This window comes from Methylobacterium sp. J-072 (assembly GCF_022829425.1).
Classification (GTDB): domain Bacteria; phylum Pseudomonadota; class Alphaproteobacteria; order Rhizobiales; family Beijerinckiaceae; genus Methylobacterium.
The window spans coordinates 12364-25867 of the sequence record NZ_JAKSYK010000083.1; the positions used below are offsets into that span (position 1 = coordinate 12364).

Below are 13504 nucleotides of genomic sequence, written 5' to 3' on the forward strand. Positions count from 1 at the left end.
CTACGAAGCGATCTTCTGGCGGACCTTGATGTCGGGGCTCGCCGCGCCGCAGGTCGGCAGGCTCTCGACCGGGCCGTGAACGGCGGACGTGCTCGACGACAGGTCGTGGTAGCAGATGCAGCCTTCGGCGAAGTAATGGTGGACCAGCGCCTTGCGCGAATGGCGCAGGTCGTTGCGGGCCGATCCGCCGTGCAGGAGATTGGCGTGCCAGAACAGCACGTCGCCCTGGCGGGCCAGGAAGTGCTGCGGCGCGGCACCGTGATCGGCGATCTCGCGCTTGATCGCGGGCTCGTAACGCTCGGAATAGGCCGCGTAGCCGCGCTCGCGGAAATCGTCCGTCGAGATGCCGACATCGTGGCTGAATAGGTACGGCAGCCGGTGGGTGCCGGGATAATAGACCAGCGGCCCGCAATCGGCGTGGATGTCCTCCATGGCGACCCAGCATGCGGCGAGGTAGCCAAGCGGGTAGGTGGTCATGTGGATCGAATCCGAGTGCTCGGATTGCTGGCTGCCTTTGTGTGACGCGATGGTCTGGAACGGGATCGCCTGCCGGCCGAGCACAAGGCTGCTGAAATTGACCAGCACCGGATGCTTGAGCAGCTGGTCGAGCTCCTCGACCTTGAGGTGCGGGTTGAGATAGCGGCCCGGATGGGGATCGTCCTCGGCCGCCTTCTCGGGGGCCAGGGTCAGGTCGCCCCGGGCGATGGCGGCCTCGTAGGCGGCCCAGGCCTCGTCGATCGTGTCCGGGTCGATCGCCCCGCGGGCGACGTAGTAGCCGTGCTCGGCCCAGTACCGGCAGATCTCGGCCTGCCTGGCCGTGATCTCGCCCCGGGCGACGCGCCGCTCGATCGTTTCTAGCGCGTCGGGACGGTCGAGCCACGGGCTCGGACCGGGTTCCGGAAAGCTCTCCGCCCGAAAGACCTTGATGCAGCCGATATCGACCGGGATGTCGGCATCGACCGCGTAGGATCGGGCCGGGGGACGCATGGGGGCGACCGGCAGCGCCTCGTCGCGCCCGAGGGTGAGGTTGCGCGCCGCAGTGCCCCAGCTGCGCGCGATCGTCTTCACCCGCGAGAGTCCGTTCGCCACGTGCCGCCCCCTGGCCCCATCCCCTTTGGGACGAAAGGAAAGCGCGGAATGCGGTGTTACTGAGGCGGATTACGGGGCTGGGGAATCAGGGCGCCGATCGCGCCCACGAGCCAGCCGCCCATCAGGGCGAAGCCGCCGATGGGCGCGGCCATCGGGAAGAGCGGCTGCTGCAGCCAGGTCCGCACCGAGAGGTCGCCGCAGAACAGGATCAGGCCGAGGACGAGGAGGCCAGACGCCATCCGCATCAGACCGGGTCGGGCCAGGCCGGCAGCGCCGAACCCTGCAAGGGCCAGGATCGCGGGGGCATGGAACAGCAGGAACTGCGCGGCGGTCTTGAGCGAATCCGCCCCGGGGATATGCGCCGCCGCGGCACTGAGCGCGACGCCGAGCAGCCCGGCGAGGCAGGCGAGCGCCACGAGCGCGCGGTCGAACCCCGAAAGCCTCATGCGCCGCGCTCGACCAGAAGCTTGGCGACGGCCGCGCGTAGCTCGGGGATGCCGAGATCGTCCCGGCTGGAGGTGAGGATCACCTGCGGGAAGGCGGCCGGCCGCTTGGCCAGACCCGCCTGGATGCCGGCGATTCGGCTGGCGACCTCGCCCTTCTTCAGGGAATCGGCCTTGGTGAGCACCACCTGGTAGCTCACCGCGGCCTTGTCGAGGCCGTCGAGCACGTCGGTGTCGATCGACTTGAAGCCGTGGCGGGCGTCGATCAGCATGAACACCCGGGCCAGGTTGGCGCGGCCCTTGAGGTAGGCATGGATCAGCTGGGTCCAGGCCTCGACCTTGGCCTTCTCCACCGCCGCGTAGCCGTAGCCCGGCATGTCGACCAGCGACAGGCGGTCGCCGATCCGGAAGAAGTTGAGCTGCTGGGTCCGCCCCGGCGTGTGCGAGGTGCGCGCCAGGGTGTTGCGGCCGGTCAGCGCGTTGATCAGGCTCGACTTGCCGACATTCGAGCGCCCCGCGAAGGCGATCTCCACGCCCTCCATGGGCGGAATTCGGTCGAGCACCTGGGCGGCCGCGTAGAAATCGGCCGCGCCGGCAAACAGCAGGCGGCCGGCCTCGAGGAGGTCGGCCGCGTCGTCGTTGGTCTCGGTCACGGCTTTCCTTATCAGCCCTTGGTGGTCGCCGCCGCCTTGGTGCCGCCGCGCCGGAACGTGGTCCGCAGGTTGTCCCACAGCTCCACCTTCACGCCGTTGCGACGCATGATGACGTATTGCTGGATCACCGACAGGGTGTTGTTCCAGGCCCAGTAAATCACCAGGCCTGCCGGGAACGAGCCCAGCATGAAGGTGAACACGATCGGCATGAAGGTGAAGATCTGCGCCTGGACCGGGTCCGGCGGCGCGGGGTTCATCTTCATCTGCACGAACATGGTCACGCCCATGATCAGCGGCCAGACGCCGAGATGGACGAAGTCCGGCGCCGGGAAGGGCAGCAGGCCGAACAGGTTGACGATGCTCGTCGGATCCGGCGCGGCGAGATCGTGGATCCAGCCGAAGAACGGCGCGTGCCGCATCTCGATGGTGATGAACAGGACCTTGTAGAGCGCGAAGAAGACCGGGATCTGGATCAGCACCGGCCAGCAGCCGGCGACCGGGTTGATCTTCTCCTTCTTGTACAGCTCCATCGTGGCCTGCTGCTGCTTCATGCGGTCGTCCTTGTACCGCTCCCGGATGGCGGCCATCTCGGGCTGCACGGCCTTCATCTTGGCCATGGACACGTAGGAGCGGTTGGCGATCGGAAGGAACAGCAGCTTCAGGCAGAAGGTCACCACCAGGATCGAGACGCCGAAATTGCCGAACAGGTGGAAGAAGAAGTCCAGCGCCCGGAACATCGGCTTGGTGATGAAGAAGAACCAGCCCCAATCGATCATCAGATCGAAGTGCTTGATGCCGAGGTCCTTCTCGTAGTTGTTGATCAGGTTCACTTCCTTGGCGCCGGCGAACAGGCGCTGGGTCGTGGTGGCGGAGGCCCCGGCGGCCAGGTTCACGGCATCGCCGCGCACGCTCGCCTGGTAGACGTTGGTGGCGCCGTCGGTGCGATCGGTGAAGGCGCCGGTATAGGGCACGTCCTGGTCGCCGGGCATCACGGCCGCCGCCCAGTACTTGTCGGTGATGCCGACGAAGCCGCCGGTCACGCCGGTCCAGGCTTTGCCCTTGGTGTTGGCACCGCCATAGGCGCCTTCCTTGGCGAGCTTGTCGTAGGTGAATTCCTGCAGGCCGTCGTTGCCGAGATAGCCGATCATGCCCTCGTGCAGGACGTAGTAGCCCTGGGTGTGCGGCTTACCCCAGCGCGAGACGAGGCTGTACGGGTAGAGCGTCACTGCGCCGGAGCCCTTGTTCTCGACCTCCTCGCGCACCGTGAACATGTACTTGTCGTCGACCGCGATGATCCGCTTGAAGACGAGGCCGGCGCCGTTGTCCCACGTCAGGGTCACGGGCATGCCGGGGGAGAGGCTCTTGCCGTCGCTGGTCCAGAGGGTCTCGCTGCCCGGCAGCGGCCCGGCATTGGCGCCGACCCAGCCGAACTCGGCGTAGTACGGCGTCTCGCTGCCGGCCGGGGAGAACAGCACGATCTCCGGGCTCTTCGGGTCCACGGTCTCGTGGTAGTTCTTGAGCGACACGTCGTCGACGCGGCCGCCCTTGAGGGCGATCGAGCCGCTAAGCGCGGGAGTCTCGATGCGGATGCGCGGCGAGCGGGTGAGCGCCGCCTCGCGCGAGACCGCCCCCGCCTGCCCGGGGACCGTGCCGGGCACGGGCGCTGCCGGGCCGCCCTCCTTGGGCGAGGGCGACGGCACCCCGTCCGGGGTGACGCCCGGCGGTTGCTGTTGCTGCTGCGCGGCCTTGTTCTGCGCCTCGATCAGGCGCTGCTGCTCCACCCGCGGGCCGGCCACGAAGTACTGCCACCCGAGCAGCACCAGCAGCGACAGGCCGATGGCCACGAACATGTTCGTCTTGTCATTGCCCATCGGGGACACCGCCGCACGCGTTCGGAGTGGCAACAGGAGCGGCACCGGCCCCATCGGGCTGGCGCACTTCCGTGATTCGGGGACCTCTGACAGCGCCCCGCGGCGGATCACGATCCGCCGCGCCGGAAGCTGCAGGCTGCGCGGGATTGTGGCCCGCATCGCGCTGGGGAGGTGTGGATTTGGAGGGCCGGCCGCCAGACTTGCTGCCGGATTTGCCGCCGGGCCGATGACCAGGGGGCCGCGGCGAGGCCGGGCGCGTCACCGTCGGGATGGCGCGACGCAGATCCTCGGCCAGGGCCTCGAAGGGTGCGTTCAGGGCCGGGCGCCGGGCGATCAGCACGATATCGGCGGGCAGCCGGGCCAGTTCGCCCGAGAGATCGGACGCGACCAGGCTCACGGCCGCGCGCAGGCGCCGCCGGATGCGGTTGCGCTCGACCGCATGGCCGACGCGTTTCGTGATGGTGAAACCGAGCCGAAGGCCCTCTGCGGCCTGCGGATCCCGCAGGCGGCCCTGGGCGGTCATGCGCTCGGTATGGAAGCGGCGGCCCTCGGCTGTCGCCAGGAAGTCAGGCCGCCTCTTCAGCCGCTCGATCGTCGCCATCGATGGTTCGATCCCGGCCGATCTCATTGTGTGTGCTGCATGACGCGTTCGGAAAACCGGGTTCCACGTTTCCGCGTCATGCTCACGCCCCGCCGCGCGGCTGCCTGAGCAGTGCCGCGCCGGCGAGGATCCGCCGGATCAGGCCGACAGGCGCTTGCGGCCGTGGGCGCGACGGCGCGCGATCACCTTGCGGCCACCGGCGGTGGCCATGCGCGCACGGAAACCGTGACGACGCTTACGGACGAGCTTGCTCGGCTGGTAGGTTCTCTTCATGGCACAGAGCCTTCAAAGGTCGAGGCGCGCTCGCGGGCGGCTGATGCCGCACCCGACCTTCACGCGTCCTGGTTGTTTGCAAACACGAAGGGCGCCCAGGCGGGGCGCCACGTCGCGAGTGGCGGGCTTATGGCGGATGGGTCCCGCGAAGTCAACGTTTCGCGGAGCTCAATGACCCTCGAACTGCATCAGGGCGCGGACCTCGACGCCCATGTCGCGCAGGCGCTGCGCCCCGCCGATGTCGGGCAGGTCGATGACGAAGCAGGCGGCCACGATCTCGGCGCCGATCTTCTGGAGCAGGTTCACCGCGGCGGTGGCGGTGCCGCCCGTGGCGATCAGATCGTCGACCAGCAGCACCTTGTCGCCGGGCTTCACGGCGTCGACGTGGATCTCGATCTCGTCGGTCCCGTATTCGAGGGCATAGGCCATCGAGACGGTCTTGTGGGGCAGCTTGCCCTTCTTGCGGATCGGCACGAAGCCGCAGGACAGCTGGTGCGCGATCGCCCCGCCCAGGATGAAGCCCCGCGCCTCGATGCCGGCCACCTGATCGATTCGCCCGCCCGCATAGGGATGGACCAGCGCATCTACCGCCCGCCGGAAGGCGCGCGGGTCGCTGAGAAGGGTGGTGATGTCGCGGAAGATGATGCCGGGCTTCGGGTAGTCGGGAATCGAGCGGATCGATTCCTTCAGCGCGACGTGGCGGCGGGCTTCCATGGGTTCGGGCCTTCCGTGGGGGACGGCGCGCTTAAAGCAGATGCCCCGGCCCCTGACCAGTTTTGAGGATCCTCGCAGCGGATCAGGCCGCCTGGACCTTCTTGAGGAGGGCGAGCAGCTCCCGGTGCAGCACCTCGTTGCCGGAGGCCACCGAGCGGGCGGCCAGGGGCTCGGCCGCGCCGTCGGCCGAGGTGACGTAGCCGCCGGCCTCGCGCACCAGGATCACGCCCGCGGCGAAATCGTAGGTCTGGAGATCGCGCTCCCAGTAGCCGTCGAGGCGCCCGCAGGCGACGTAGGCGAGGTCGAGGGCCGCCGAGCCCATCCGCCGGGTGCCGCCGGCCACCGCCATCACGGCGCCGAGTTCGCGCAGCAGGCGCGGATGGCTGCCGCGGCCGAGATAGGGCGTGCCGTAGCCCACCAGCGCGTCGGCCATGTCCTGCCGGCCGGAGACCCGCAGGCGGCGGTTGTTGAGGTAGGCGCCCTTGCCGCGCTCGGCGACGAACAGCTCGTCCTTGATCGGGTCGAAGATGACGCCGGCCACGATCTGGCCCTCGCGCTCCAGCCCGACCGAGATCGCGAAATGCGGCACGCCGTGCAGAAAATTCGAGGTGCCGTCGAGGGGATCGACGTGCCAGGTGTGGCTCTTGTCGGTGCCCTCGATGATGCCGTTCTCTTCCAGAACCAGGCTGTAGCCGGGGCGCGCCTTCATCAGGGCGTCGCGCAGGGTCTCCTCGGCCTTCCGGTCCGCAGCGGAGACGAAATCGCCCGGGCCCTTCCGCGAGACCTGGAGGTTCTCGACCTCGCCGAAATCGCGGCGCAGTCCGCGGGTGGCCTTGCGCACGGCATCGACCATCACGGTCATGAGCGGAGAGGAGATCATTTTTTTCGCGACTTTTCGGGGATGGGTGCTGGCGCCGTGGTTACAGGCCGGCGCCGGAAAAGACGAGCCTGCCGGGGAGTGGGGGATCCGGAAGAGGTTGGTGGCTTGTGGTGCGGAGCGCCCCCTCCCCCGCAGAGCTACGGGCGACACAGGTTTCGATCGTAGCCGCTTTCATGCCGTCGGCGCAGAAGGCGCGGGTCCCCTCTCCCGTGCGGGCTAGCGGATTCACAGATCGAGTTCGGCCCTTTTTGCGCGACGGTCCGTGCTTCGGCTCCAGCATCGGTGCGGGTATCCCCTCGCCCCGCTTGCGGGGAGAGGGCTTCGGCGACCTCGTCGTCGCCGAAGCGAGGCGGCAGCCGAGGGTGAGGGGGCGGTTCCGGACGCGCGCCTCGTCCTGAACCACCCCCTCACCGCCGCTCCGGCTTCGCCTGCGCTTCCCACACGGACGACGAGGTCCGTGCGGGCCTCTCCCCGCAAGCGGGGCGAGGGGACCCGCGCTTCGTCTGCAGATGTGTGAGCGTCGCAGCCCGTGCAGGAGAGGGGGCAGCAGAGAGGCGTGGATCCAGCCGCAGCCTGCGACCGCAAAAACCCTATTCCGCCGCCTCGACGAACACCGTCCCGGCGCGCGGCAGATCCAGGGTCTCCCAGGTCTCAGCCAGCGCCGCGGCGAGGCGGGCGATGTGGGCCGCGTCGTGGAACGGGGAGGGCGTGATCCGCAGGCGCTCGGTGCCGCGCGGCACCGTCGGGTAGTTGATCGGCTGGATGTAGATGGCGTGGCGTTCCAGCAGGTGGTCGGCCGCCGCCTTGCACAGCTCCGCGTCGCCGACCATCACCGGAACGATGTGGGTCTCGGTCTCCAGCACCGGCAGGCCGGCTTCGGTCAGCGCCGCCTTGGTGGCGGCGGCCTGCGCCTGGTGCGCCTCGCGCTCGGCTTGCGAGCGCTTGAGGTAGCGCACCGAGGCCCGGGCGGCCGCGGCCACCGCCGGCGGCAGGGCCGTGGTGAAGATGAAGCCCGGAGCGAAGCTGCGCACCGCGTCGCAGATCGCTGCCGAGGCGGTGATGTAGCCGCCGACGCAGCCGAACCCCTTGGCGAGCGTCCCCTCGATCACGTCGACCCGGTGCATCACGCCGTCGCGCTCAGAGATGCCGCCGCCGCGGGGGCCGTACAGGCCGACCGCGTGGACCTCGTCGAGATAGGTCATCGCCCCGTAGCTATCGGCGAGGTCGCAGATCTTGCCGATCGGCGCGATGTCGCCGTCCATCGAGTAGACCGACTCGAACACGATCAGCTTCGGCCGGTCGCCGGCCGCGCGGAGCAGCTCCTCCAGGTGCTGGAGGTCGTTGTGGCGAAAAATCTTCTTGTCGCAGCCGGAATGGCGGACGCCCTCGATCATCGAGTTGTGGTTGAAGGCGTCGGACAGGATCAGGCAGTTCGGGATCAGCTTGGCGATGGTCGAGATGCCGGCCTGGTTCGAGACGTAGCCCGAGGTGAAGACGAGCCCGGCCTCCTTGCCGTGCAGGTCGGCGAGCTCGCGCTCCAGATCCACCAGCGGCGAGTTGTTGCCGGCGATGTTGCGGGTGCCGCCCGCCCCGACGCCGCAGCGCGCGGCGGTATCGGTCATCGCGGAGACCACCTCCTTGTGCTGGCCCATGCCGAGATAGTCGTTGGAGCACCACACGGTGATCTCGGTGGTCTTGCCGTCGGGCTTACGCCACTTGGCCGTGGGGAAGCGGCCGGAGATGCGCTCGATATCGGCGAAGACGCGGTAGCGCCGCTCGCCGTGGAGCTGGTCCAGGGCGCCCCGGAAGTACCGCTCATAGCCAGAACCGGCGCGCGTCGAACCCGCTTGGGCGGGCATCGTGCTAGGCATCCGGGTGACGGTCATCGAGCGTCCTTCGCGTGTGCGGCCGTGCGGGCGGTGCCATCGCGGCACCCAAGTCCCGCGATCGAGGTCCGGCCTCGGTCCAGTCCTTCGCGTGAAGGGTGGAAGATACGCGCGGATCTGGAACTGGTTCAAGGTAAGGTTCCGACATCGCTGCCCTGCGCCCGTTGAGAGGCGGGGACGAACTCGCTAGCCTCGCGGGCGGCTTCAACCCACCCGAACACGGCGCCAGATCCTTGAGCACCCGCCCGTCTTCATGCCGAATGGCCTGCCCTGGTGCGGGATCGCGTGTCTCAAGCCTGCGGCGACGAAGGGCCGCGCGATGAGCGAGAGCAAGGATGCGCGCGCCGAGCGCCTGAAGGCGGCGCTCCGCGAGAATCTGCGCCGCCGCAAGGCGCAGGGGCGCGGACGCGCCGAGACCGGGTCGTCACCGGACGCCGACAGGTCCGGCCCGGACGAGCGCGATTCCGGCGGTCCAGATTCCGACAAATCCGGTCTATAGGGGACGGCCAAGCCTGGGCGCCGCGGCGTCCACCAGGAGAACGGCCGGCCGCGCGCCAGGGAGGTGCGCCGCCCGAGGACACATGATGGACCGCATTCACATCACCGGCGGCGCGCCCCTCAACGGCGTGATCCCGATCTCGGGCGCAAAGAACGCGGCGCTGCCGCTGATGATCGCGAGCCTGCTCACCGGCGAGACGCTGGAGCTGATCAACGTCCCCCGGCTCGCCGACATCTCCGCCCTGACCCGGATCCTCGGCAATCACGGCGTCGACCACATGGTCGTCGGCAAGCGCCCCGGACAGACCACCGAGACCGGCCAGACCATCCGGCTGACCGCCTCGAACGTCATCGACACCACAGCCCCCTACGACCTGGTCTCGACCATGCGGGCGAGTTTCTGGGTGGTGGCGCCCCTGCTCGCCCGGTTCGGCGAGGCCAAGGTCTCGCTGCCGGGCGGCTGCGCCATCGGGACCCGGCCGGTGGACCTGCTGATCATGGCCCTGGAGCGGCTCGGGGCCGAGATCGAGATCGACGCCGGCTACGTGGTCGCCAAGACCAAGAACGGCCTGCGCGGGGCCGAGATCAATTTCCCCAAGGTCACGGTCGGCGGCACGCATGTGGCCCTGATGGCGGCCTCGCTCGCCTACGGCACCACGGTGATCGAGAACGCCGCCCGCGAGCCCGAGGTGGTCGACCTCGCCGAATGCCTGAACAAGATGGGCGCCAAGATCCGCGGCGCCGGCACGCCCCGGATCGAGATCGAGGGCGTCGCCCGGCTGAACGGCGCCCGCCACGCGGTGCTGCCCGACCGCATCGAGACCGGCACCTACGCCATGGCGGTGGCGATGACCGGCGGCGACGTGATCCTCAAGGATACCCGGGCCGAGCTGCTGCACTCGGCGCTCGACGTGCTGTCGACCACCGGAGCCGAGATCAGCCAGGTCGAGGGCGGGATCCGCGTGCGCCGCAACGGCGCCGGCATCGCGGCCGTCGACGTGACCACCGACCCGTTCCCGGGCTTCCCCACAGACCTGCAGGCGCAGTTCATGGCGCTGATGACCCTGGCCAAGGGCCAGTCGCATATCCGCGAGACGATCTTCGAGAACCGCTTCATGCACGTGCAGGAGCTGGCCCGCCTCGGCGCGAAGATCCGGCTCGAGGGCGACCTCGCCATCGTCGAGGGCGTCGAGCGGCTCAAGGGCGCGCCCGTGATGGCGACCGACCTGCGCGCCTCGGTCTCCCTGGTGATCGCCGGCCTCGCCGCCGAGGGCGAGACCCAGATCAACCGGGTCTATCACCTCGACCGCGGCTTCGAGGCGCTGGAAGCGAAGCTCGGACGCTGCGGCGCGCAGATCGAGCGGGTTCGGGCCTGAAGCCAATCTGATTTCGGTTGAACGGCGTCTCGCCGACCCGAAGGCGCCTTGTTCCCAATCTGGGAACGGACTAATGTCGTGAGCGTGAACGTCGTGGCGCGCTCTGCCCTCGTGGCTTTCTGGACGCGGTATCCTCGGTCGGAGGTGCCGCTGCGGACTTGGTATGGTCAGGTCACGAAAGCCACGTGGGCAGGTCCGGCCGACATCAAGCGCATGTTCGGCAACACGGTAGATTTCATTGGCGATAACCGGGTCATCTTCGATATCGGCGGCAATAAGTATCGATTGATCGCCAGAGTGTCCTACACCTACAAGGCGTGCCAGATAAAATTTGTCGGCACGCATGCCGAATATGATGCCGTTGATCCGCTCACGGTGGAGATCGGATGATGCAGATCGAAACGGACGCTGTTCGACACACAGAAACGGTCAAGGATGTCAGGCCAATTCGCACGGCCGACGATCACCGCTGGGCGCTTGCGGAAGTCGATCGCTACTTCGCGAAGGAGCCTGACGTCGGGACACCCGACGGCGACCGGTTCGAGATTCTCCTTACCCTGATCGCGGCCTACGAAGAGCGGACCTTCCCGATCACGGCGGCCGACCCGGTCGAGATCCTGCACGCCGCCATCACCGATATGGGCCGCTCGCAGGCGGAGCTGGCGCGTCTTCTCGGCTCGCGCGCACGGGCCTCGGAGATCTTGAGCCGGAAACGGCCCCTGAACCTCGCGCAGATCCGCGCCATCAGCGAGGCCTGGCACCTGCCGATCGCGCTGCTGGCGGCGCCGTATCGTCTCGAACACGACGCCTGAGCCGCCTCAGCCCCCGATCTGCCCGCGCTTGTAGCCGAAGCCCGGTATCTCGCAGCCGCAGGGCGCGTTGTACGGGGCGGGCCGCGTCGGGCAATCGCCCCGGGCCGTGACGCAGAGGCTGCCGCTGCGCCAGCGCCGGTCGTAGCGCGGTCGATCATAATCGTCGTCCGGGGGCGGCGGAGGCGGAGGCGGGCGCCGACGCGGGCGGTCGTAATCGTCATAGAGCGGCGGCGGCGGGGGCGGAGGCCGGCGGGGCCAATCGTCCTCCGGTGGCGGCGGGGGCGGGGGGCGACGGCGGCGATCGTACTCGTAGCGGTCCGGCCCGGGGCGGCCGAACACGTAGACATCCGCGTCCGGGCCGACCTGCGCGCGCCCCGGGGCGGCGACCAGCGGCGCCAGGGTCAGGGCGGCCAGGGCCGCGAGCGGGATCCGTTTCACCATCGTCGTCCTGCCTCGAATCGTCGTCTCGGTCGTCCGGCCGGCCTTCCTGACGGCACCCGGCCGGCATAGCGTGAGTCGGATGAACCATCGCTGAGACCGCCGTCCCGGCCCCAGCCGTTGCCCGAGCGGGGTCGGGCCGCTACCTACGGCGTGCCGCGAGGCCGTCGCTGTCCGCCCGCGCCCCGTTATCCCCGAGGATCCTTTCATGGAGCTGCTCAAGCTCGCCGCCCTCGATACCGAGGACCTGACCGTGATCTCCGCGCACCTCCAGGACGCGATCCTGCGGCCGGAGGATCTGACCTACCTGGCGGGTGAGCATCGCTTCCTGATGGTCGTGCGGCGCTTCGACTGGACGCCGGACGTCCCGCCGCGTCGGCGCCTGGCAGGGGTGCACTTTGAGCGCGTCCTGCGCGTGAAGACCCGCGGCCTGGCCCCGGGGGACGCGATGCCGATGAGCCTGCTCGCCCTCACCTTCGAGGCGACCGACCCGCCCTCCGGCCATATCGACATGGTGTTCTCCGGCGGCGCGGCGGTCCGGCTGGAGGTCGAGTGCATCGAAGTTCGGATGAAGGATCTCGGCCCGGTCTGGGAGGCGGTCGCCCGCCCCGGCCACGAACTCGATGGAATGACCGCACCCGGCCCGGCGGCCTGAGACAGACGAAAGACACCCGATGGTCCGGCTCGACAGCCAAGCTCCGAATTTCGCCGCCGATTTCGCGCGGCTGCTCACCGCGAAACGCGAGATCGCCGAGGATGTCGACGAGGCGGTGCGCGGCATCATCAGTGAGGTCGTCGCCCGCGGTGACGCGGCCCTGGTCGAATTCACCCGCCGCTTCGACCGGCTGGGCGCGGACTTTTCCGCCGACGCCCTGCGGATCACCGAGGCCGAGATCGACGCGGCCGTGGCGGCCTGCCCGGCCGAGGCCCTCGACGCCCTGCGCCTCGCGGCGGAGCGGATCGAAGCGTTCCACGCGCAGCAGAAGCCGCACGACCACCGGGCGACCGACGCGCTCGGCGTCACCGCCGGCTGGCGCTGGACGGCGCTGGAATCGGTCGGCCTCTACGTGCCGGGCGGCACGGCGAGCTACCCCTCCTCGGTGCTGATGAACGCGGTGCCGGCCCGGGTGGCGGGGGTGCCGCGGATCGTCATGGTGGTGCCGACGCCGGACAACACCCTCAACCCGCTGGTGCTGGCCGCCGCGCGGCTCTCCGGGGTCCACGAAGTCTACCGGGTCGGCGGCGCCCAGGCGGTGGCGGCGCTGGCCTACGGCACCGCCAGCATCGCGCCGGTCGCCAAGATCGTCGGCCCGGGCAATGCCTGGGTGGCGGCGGCCAAGCGCCGGGTGTTCGGGCAGGTCGGGATCGACATGATCGCCGGCCCCTCCGAGGTGCTGATCCTCGCCGACGGCCACGCCAACCCCGACTGGATCGCCGCCGACCTCCTGGCCCAGGCCGAGCACGACACCGCCGCCCAGGCGGTGCTGATCACCGACAGCGCCGATCTGGCCGAGGCCGCGGAAGCCGCCGTCGAGCGGGCGCTCACCACCCTGCCCCGGGCCGAGATCGCCCGGGCGAGCTGGCGCGATTACGGCGCGATCATCCGGGTGCGGGATTTCGACGAGGCGGTCCCGCTGGTCGACCGGCTCGCCCCCGAGCACCTTGAGATCGAGACCCAGGATGCCGAAGCGCTCTCGGGCAAGATCCGCAATGCCGGCGCGATTTTTTTGGGGTCGCACACGCCGGAGGCGATCGGCGATTACGTCGGCGGCCCGAACCACGTGCTGCCCACCGCCCGCTCGGCGCGGTTCTCCTCCGGCCTCGGCGTCCTCGATTTCATGAAGCGGACGACAATCCTTGCTTGCACCCCGGAGAGCTTGCGGGCGCTCGGCCCGGCAGCGATAACGCTCGGCCGGTCGGAGGGTCTGGAAGGTCACGCCCGCTCCGTCGCGATCCGGTTGAACCTGTGA

The 13504-nt window shown here is 69.3% G+C and carries 16 protein-coding genes; 6 read left to right on the top strand and 10 right to left on the bottom strand.

Annotated features, from left to right (window positions below; all coding sequences use genetic code 11):
- From MKK67_RS08250 to hemA, 9 genes are all read right to left on the bottom strand, one after another.
- The gene (locus tag MKK67_RS08250; protein WP_243963350.1) at window positions 1–1089 is read right to left on the bottom strand and encodes a phytanoyl-CoA dioxygenase family protein; all 1089 of its coding nucleotides are present in this window, start codon (window positions 1087–1089) and stop codon (window positions 1–3) included.
- A gap of 56 nt (window positions 1090–1145) precedes the next feature.
- On the bottom strand, window positions 1146–1535 hold the full coding sequence (locus MKK67_RS08255) for a DUF423 domain-containing protein (protein ID WP_243963351.1): 390 nt from the start codon (window positions 1533–1535) through the stop codon (window positions 1146–1148).
- Window positions 1532–2185 (bottom strand): ribosome biogenesis GTP-binding protein YihA/YsxC, encoded by a 654-nt coding sequence (yihA, locus tag MKK67_RS08260; RefSeq protein ID WP_243963352.1) that lies wholly within the window; start codon window positions 2183–2185, stop codon window positions 1532–1534. The genes MKK67_RS08255 and yihA overlap by 4 nt, the downstream gene beginning before the upstream one ends.
- 11 nt (window positions 2186–2196) lie before the next feature.
- Window positions 2197–4056, bottom strand: a complete 1860-nt coding sequence (gene yidC / locus MKK67_RS08265; RefSeq protein ID WP_243963353.1) for a membrane protein insertase YidC — start codon at window positions 4054–4056, stop codon at window positions 2197–2199.
- Window positions 4046–4657 carry a ribonuclease P protein component gene (gene rnpA / locus MKK67_RS08270; RefSeq protein WP_243963354.1) on the bottom strand — a complete coding sequence of 204 codons (612 nt, stop codon included), beginning with the start codon at window positions 4655–4657 and terminating at the stop codon, window positions 4046–4048. The genes yidC and rnpA overlap by 11 nt, the downstream gene beginning before the upstream one ends.
- 138 nt (window positions 4658–4795) lie before the next feature.
- Window positions 4796–4930, bottom strand: a complete 135-nt coding sequence (gene rpmH, locus MKK67_RS08275) for a 50S ribosomal protein L34 (RefSeq protein WP_007558110.1) — start codon at window positions 4928–4930, stop codon at window positions 4796–4798.
- A gap of 168 nt (window positions 4931–5098) precedes the next feature.
- Window positions 5099–5644 (bottom strand): adenine phosphoribosyltransferase, encoded by a 546-nt coding sequence (locus MKK67_RS08280; RefSeq protein ID WP_243963355.1) that lies wholly within the window; start codon window positions 5642–5644, stop codon window positions 5099–5101.
- A gap of 82 nt (window positions 5645–5726) precedes the next feature.
- A complete protein-coding gene (locus MKK67_RS08285; protein ID WP_243963356.1) occupies window positions 5727–6524 on the bottom strand; it encodes an inositol monophosphatase family protein in 798 nt (265 codons plus the stop codon).
- A 590-nt stretch (window positions 6525–7114) separates the two neighbouring features.
- Window positions 7115–8383 carry a 5-aminolevulinate synthase gene (gene hemA, locus MKK67_RS08290; RefSeq protein ID WP_243963358.1) on the bottom strand — a complete coding sequence of 423 codons (1269 nt, stop codon included), beginning with the start codon at window positions 8381–8383 and terminating at the stop codon, window positions 7115–7117.
- A 346-nt stretch (window positions 8384–8729) separates the two neighbouring features.
- Between hemA and MKK67_RS08295 the strand changes: the two genes are divergently transcribed.
- The 4 genes from MKK67_RS08295 to MKK67_RS08310 all read left to right on the top strand — a co-directional run bounded on the left by MKK67_RS08295 (window position 8730) and on the right by MKK67_RS08310 (window position 11096).
- Window positions 8730–8909, top strand: a complete 180-nt coding sequence (locus MKK67_RS08295; RefSeq protein WP_243963359.1) for a hypothetical protein — start codon at window positions 8730–8732, stop codon at window positions 8907–8909.
- Window positions 8910–8994: 85 nt separating this feature from the next.
- A complete protein-coding gene (gene murA / locus MKK67_RS08300; RefSeq protein WP_243963552.1) occupies window positions 8995–10284 on the top strand; it encodes a UDP-N-acetylglucosamine 1-carboxyvinyltransferase in 1290 nt (429 codons plus the stop codon).
- 84 nt (window positions 10285–10368) lie between these two features.
- Window positions 10369–10674 (top strand): type II toxin-antitoxin system HigB family toxin, encoded by a 306-nt coding sequence (locus MKK67_RS08305; protein WP_243963553.1) that lies wholly within the window; start codon window positions 10369–10371, stop codon window positions 10672–10674.
- Window positions 10671–11096: a type II toxin-antitoxin system HigA family antitoxin gene (locus MKK67_RS08310; RefSeq protein WP_243963360.1), complete on the top strand. Its 426-nt coding sequence runs from the start codon at window positions 10671–10673 to the stop codon at window positions 11094–11096. Before MKK67_RS08305 ends, MKK67_RS08310 begins: the two co-directional genes overlap by 4 nt.
- Window positions 11097–11102: 6 nt before the next feature.
- On the opposite strand, the gene MKK67_RS08315 is transcribed toward MKK67_RS08310, so the two are convergent.
- A complete protein-coding gene (locus MKK67_RS08315; protein WP_243963361.1) occupies window positions 11103–11537 on the bottom strand; it encodes a hypothetical protein in 435 nt (144 codons plus the stop codon).
- Window positions 11538–11742: 205 nt separating this feature from the next.
- Here MKK67_RS08315 and MKK67_RS08320 point away from each other — a divergent pair, with 205 nt between their 5' ends.
- Both MKK67_RS08320 and hisD read left to right on the top strand, forming a co-directional pair.
- Entirely contained in the window at window positions 11743–12189 is a 447-nt protein-coding gene (locus MKK67_RS08320; protein ID WP_243963362.1) for a DUF2948 family protein, read from the top strand.
- Window positions 12190–12208: 19 nt separating this feature from the next.
- On the top strand, window positions 12209–13504 hold the full coding sequence (gene hisD / locus MKK67_RS08325; protein ID WP_243963363.1) for a histidinol dehydrogenase: 1296 nt from the start codon (window positions 12209–12211) through the stop codon (window positions 13502–13504).

Coding starts and splice junctions, on each gene's coding strand:
- yidC (WP_243963353.1), bottom strand. CDS start 4,056: ATGGGCAATGACAAGACGAACATGTTCGTGGCCATCGGCCTGTCGCTG.
- MKK67_RS08310 (WP_243963360.1), top strand. CDS start 10,671: ATGATGCAGATCGAAACGGACGCTGTTCGACACACAGAAACGGTCAAG.
- hemA (WP_243963358.1), bottom strand. CDS start 8,383: ATGCCCGCCCAAGCGGGTTCGACGCGCGCCGGTTCTGGCTATGAGCGG.
- MKK67_RS08285 (WP_243963356.1), bottom strand. CDS start 6,524: ATGATCTCCTCTCCGCTCATGACCGTGATGGTCGATGCCGTGCGCAAG.
- MKK67_RS08295 (WP_243963359.1), top strand. CDS start 8,730: ATGAGCGAGAGCAAGGATGCGCGCGCCGAGCGCCTGAAGGCGGCGCTC.
- murA (WP_243963552.1), top strand. CDS start 8,995: ATGGACCGCATTCACATCACCGGCGGCGCGCCCCTCAACGGCGTGATC.
- hisD (WP_243963363.1), top strand. CDS start 12,209: ATGGTCCGGCTCGACAGCCAAGCTCCGAATTTCGCCGCCGATTTCGCG.
- rnpA (WP_243963354.1), bottom strand. CDS start 4,657: ATGGCGACGATCGAGCGGCTGAAGAGGCGGCCTGACTTCCTGGCGACA.
- MKK67_RS08255 (WP_243963351.1), bottom strand. CDS start 1,535: ATGAGGCTTTCGGGGTTCGACCGCGCGCTCGTGGCGCTCGCCTGCCTC.
- MKK67_RS08315 (WP_243963361.1), bottom strand. CDS start 11,537: ATGGTGAAACGGATCCCGCTCGCGGCCCTGGCCGCCCTGACCCTGGCG.
- MKK67_RS08320 (WP_243963362.1), top strand. CDS start 11,743: ATGGAGCTGCTCAAGCTCGCCGCCCTCGATACCGAGGACCTGACCGTG.
- MKK67_RS08280 (WP_243963355.1), bottom strand. CDS start 5,644: ATGGAAGCCCGCCGCCACGTCGCGCTGAAGGAATCGATCCGCTCGATT.
- rpmH (WP_007558110.1), bottom strand. CDS start 4,930: ATGAAGAGAACCTACCAGCCGAGCAAGCTCGTCCGTAAGCGTCGTCAC.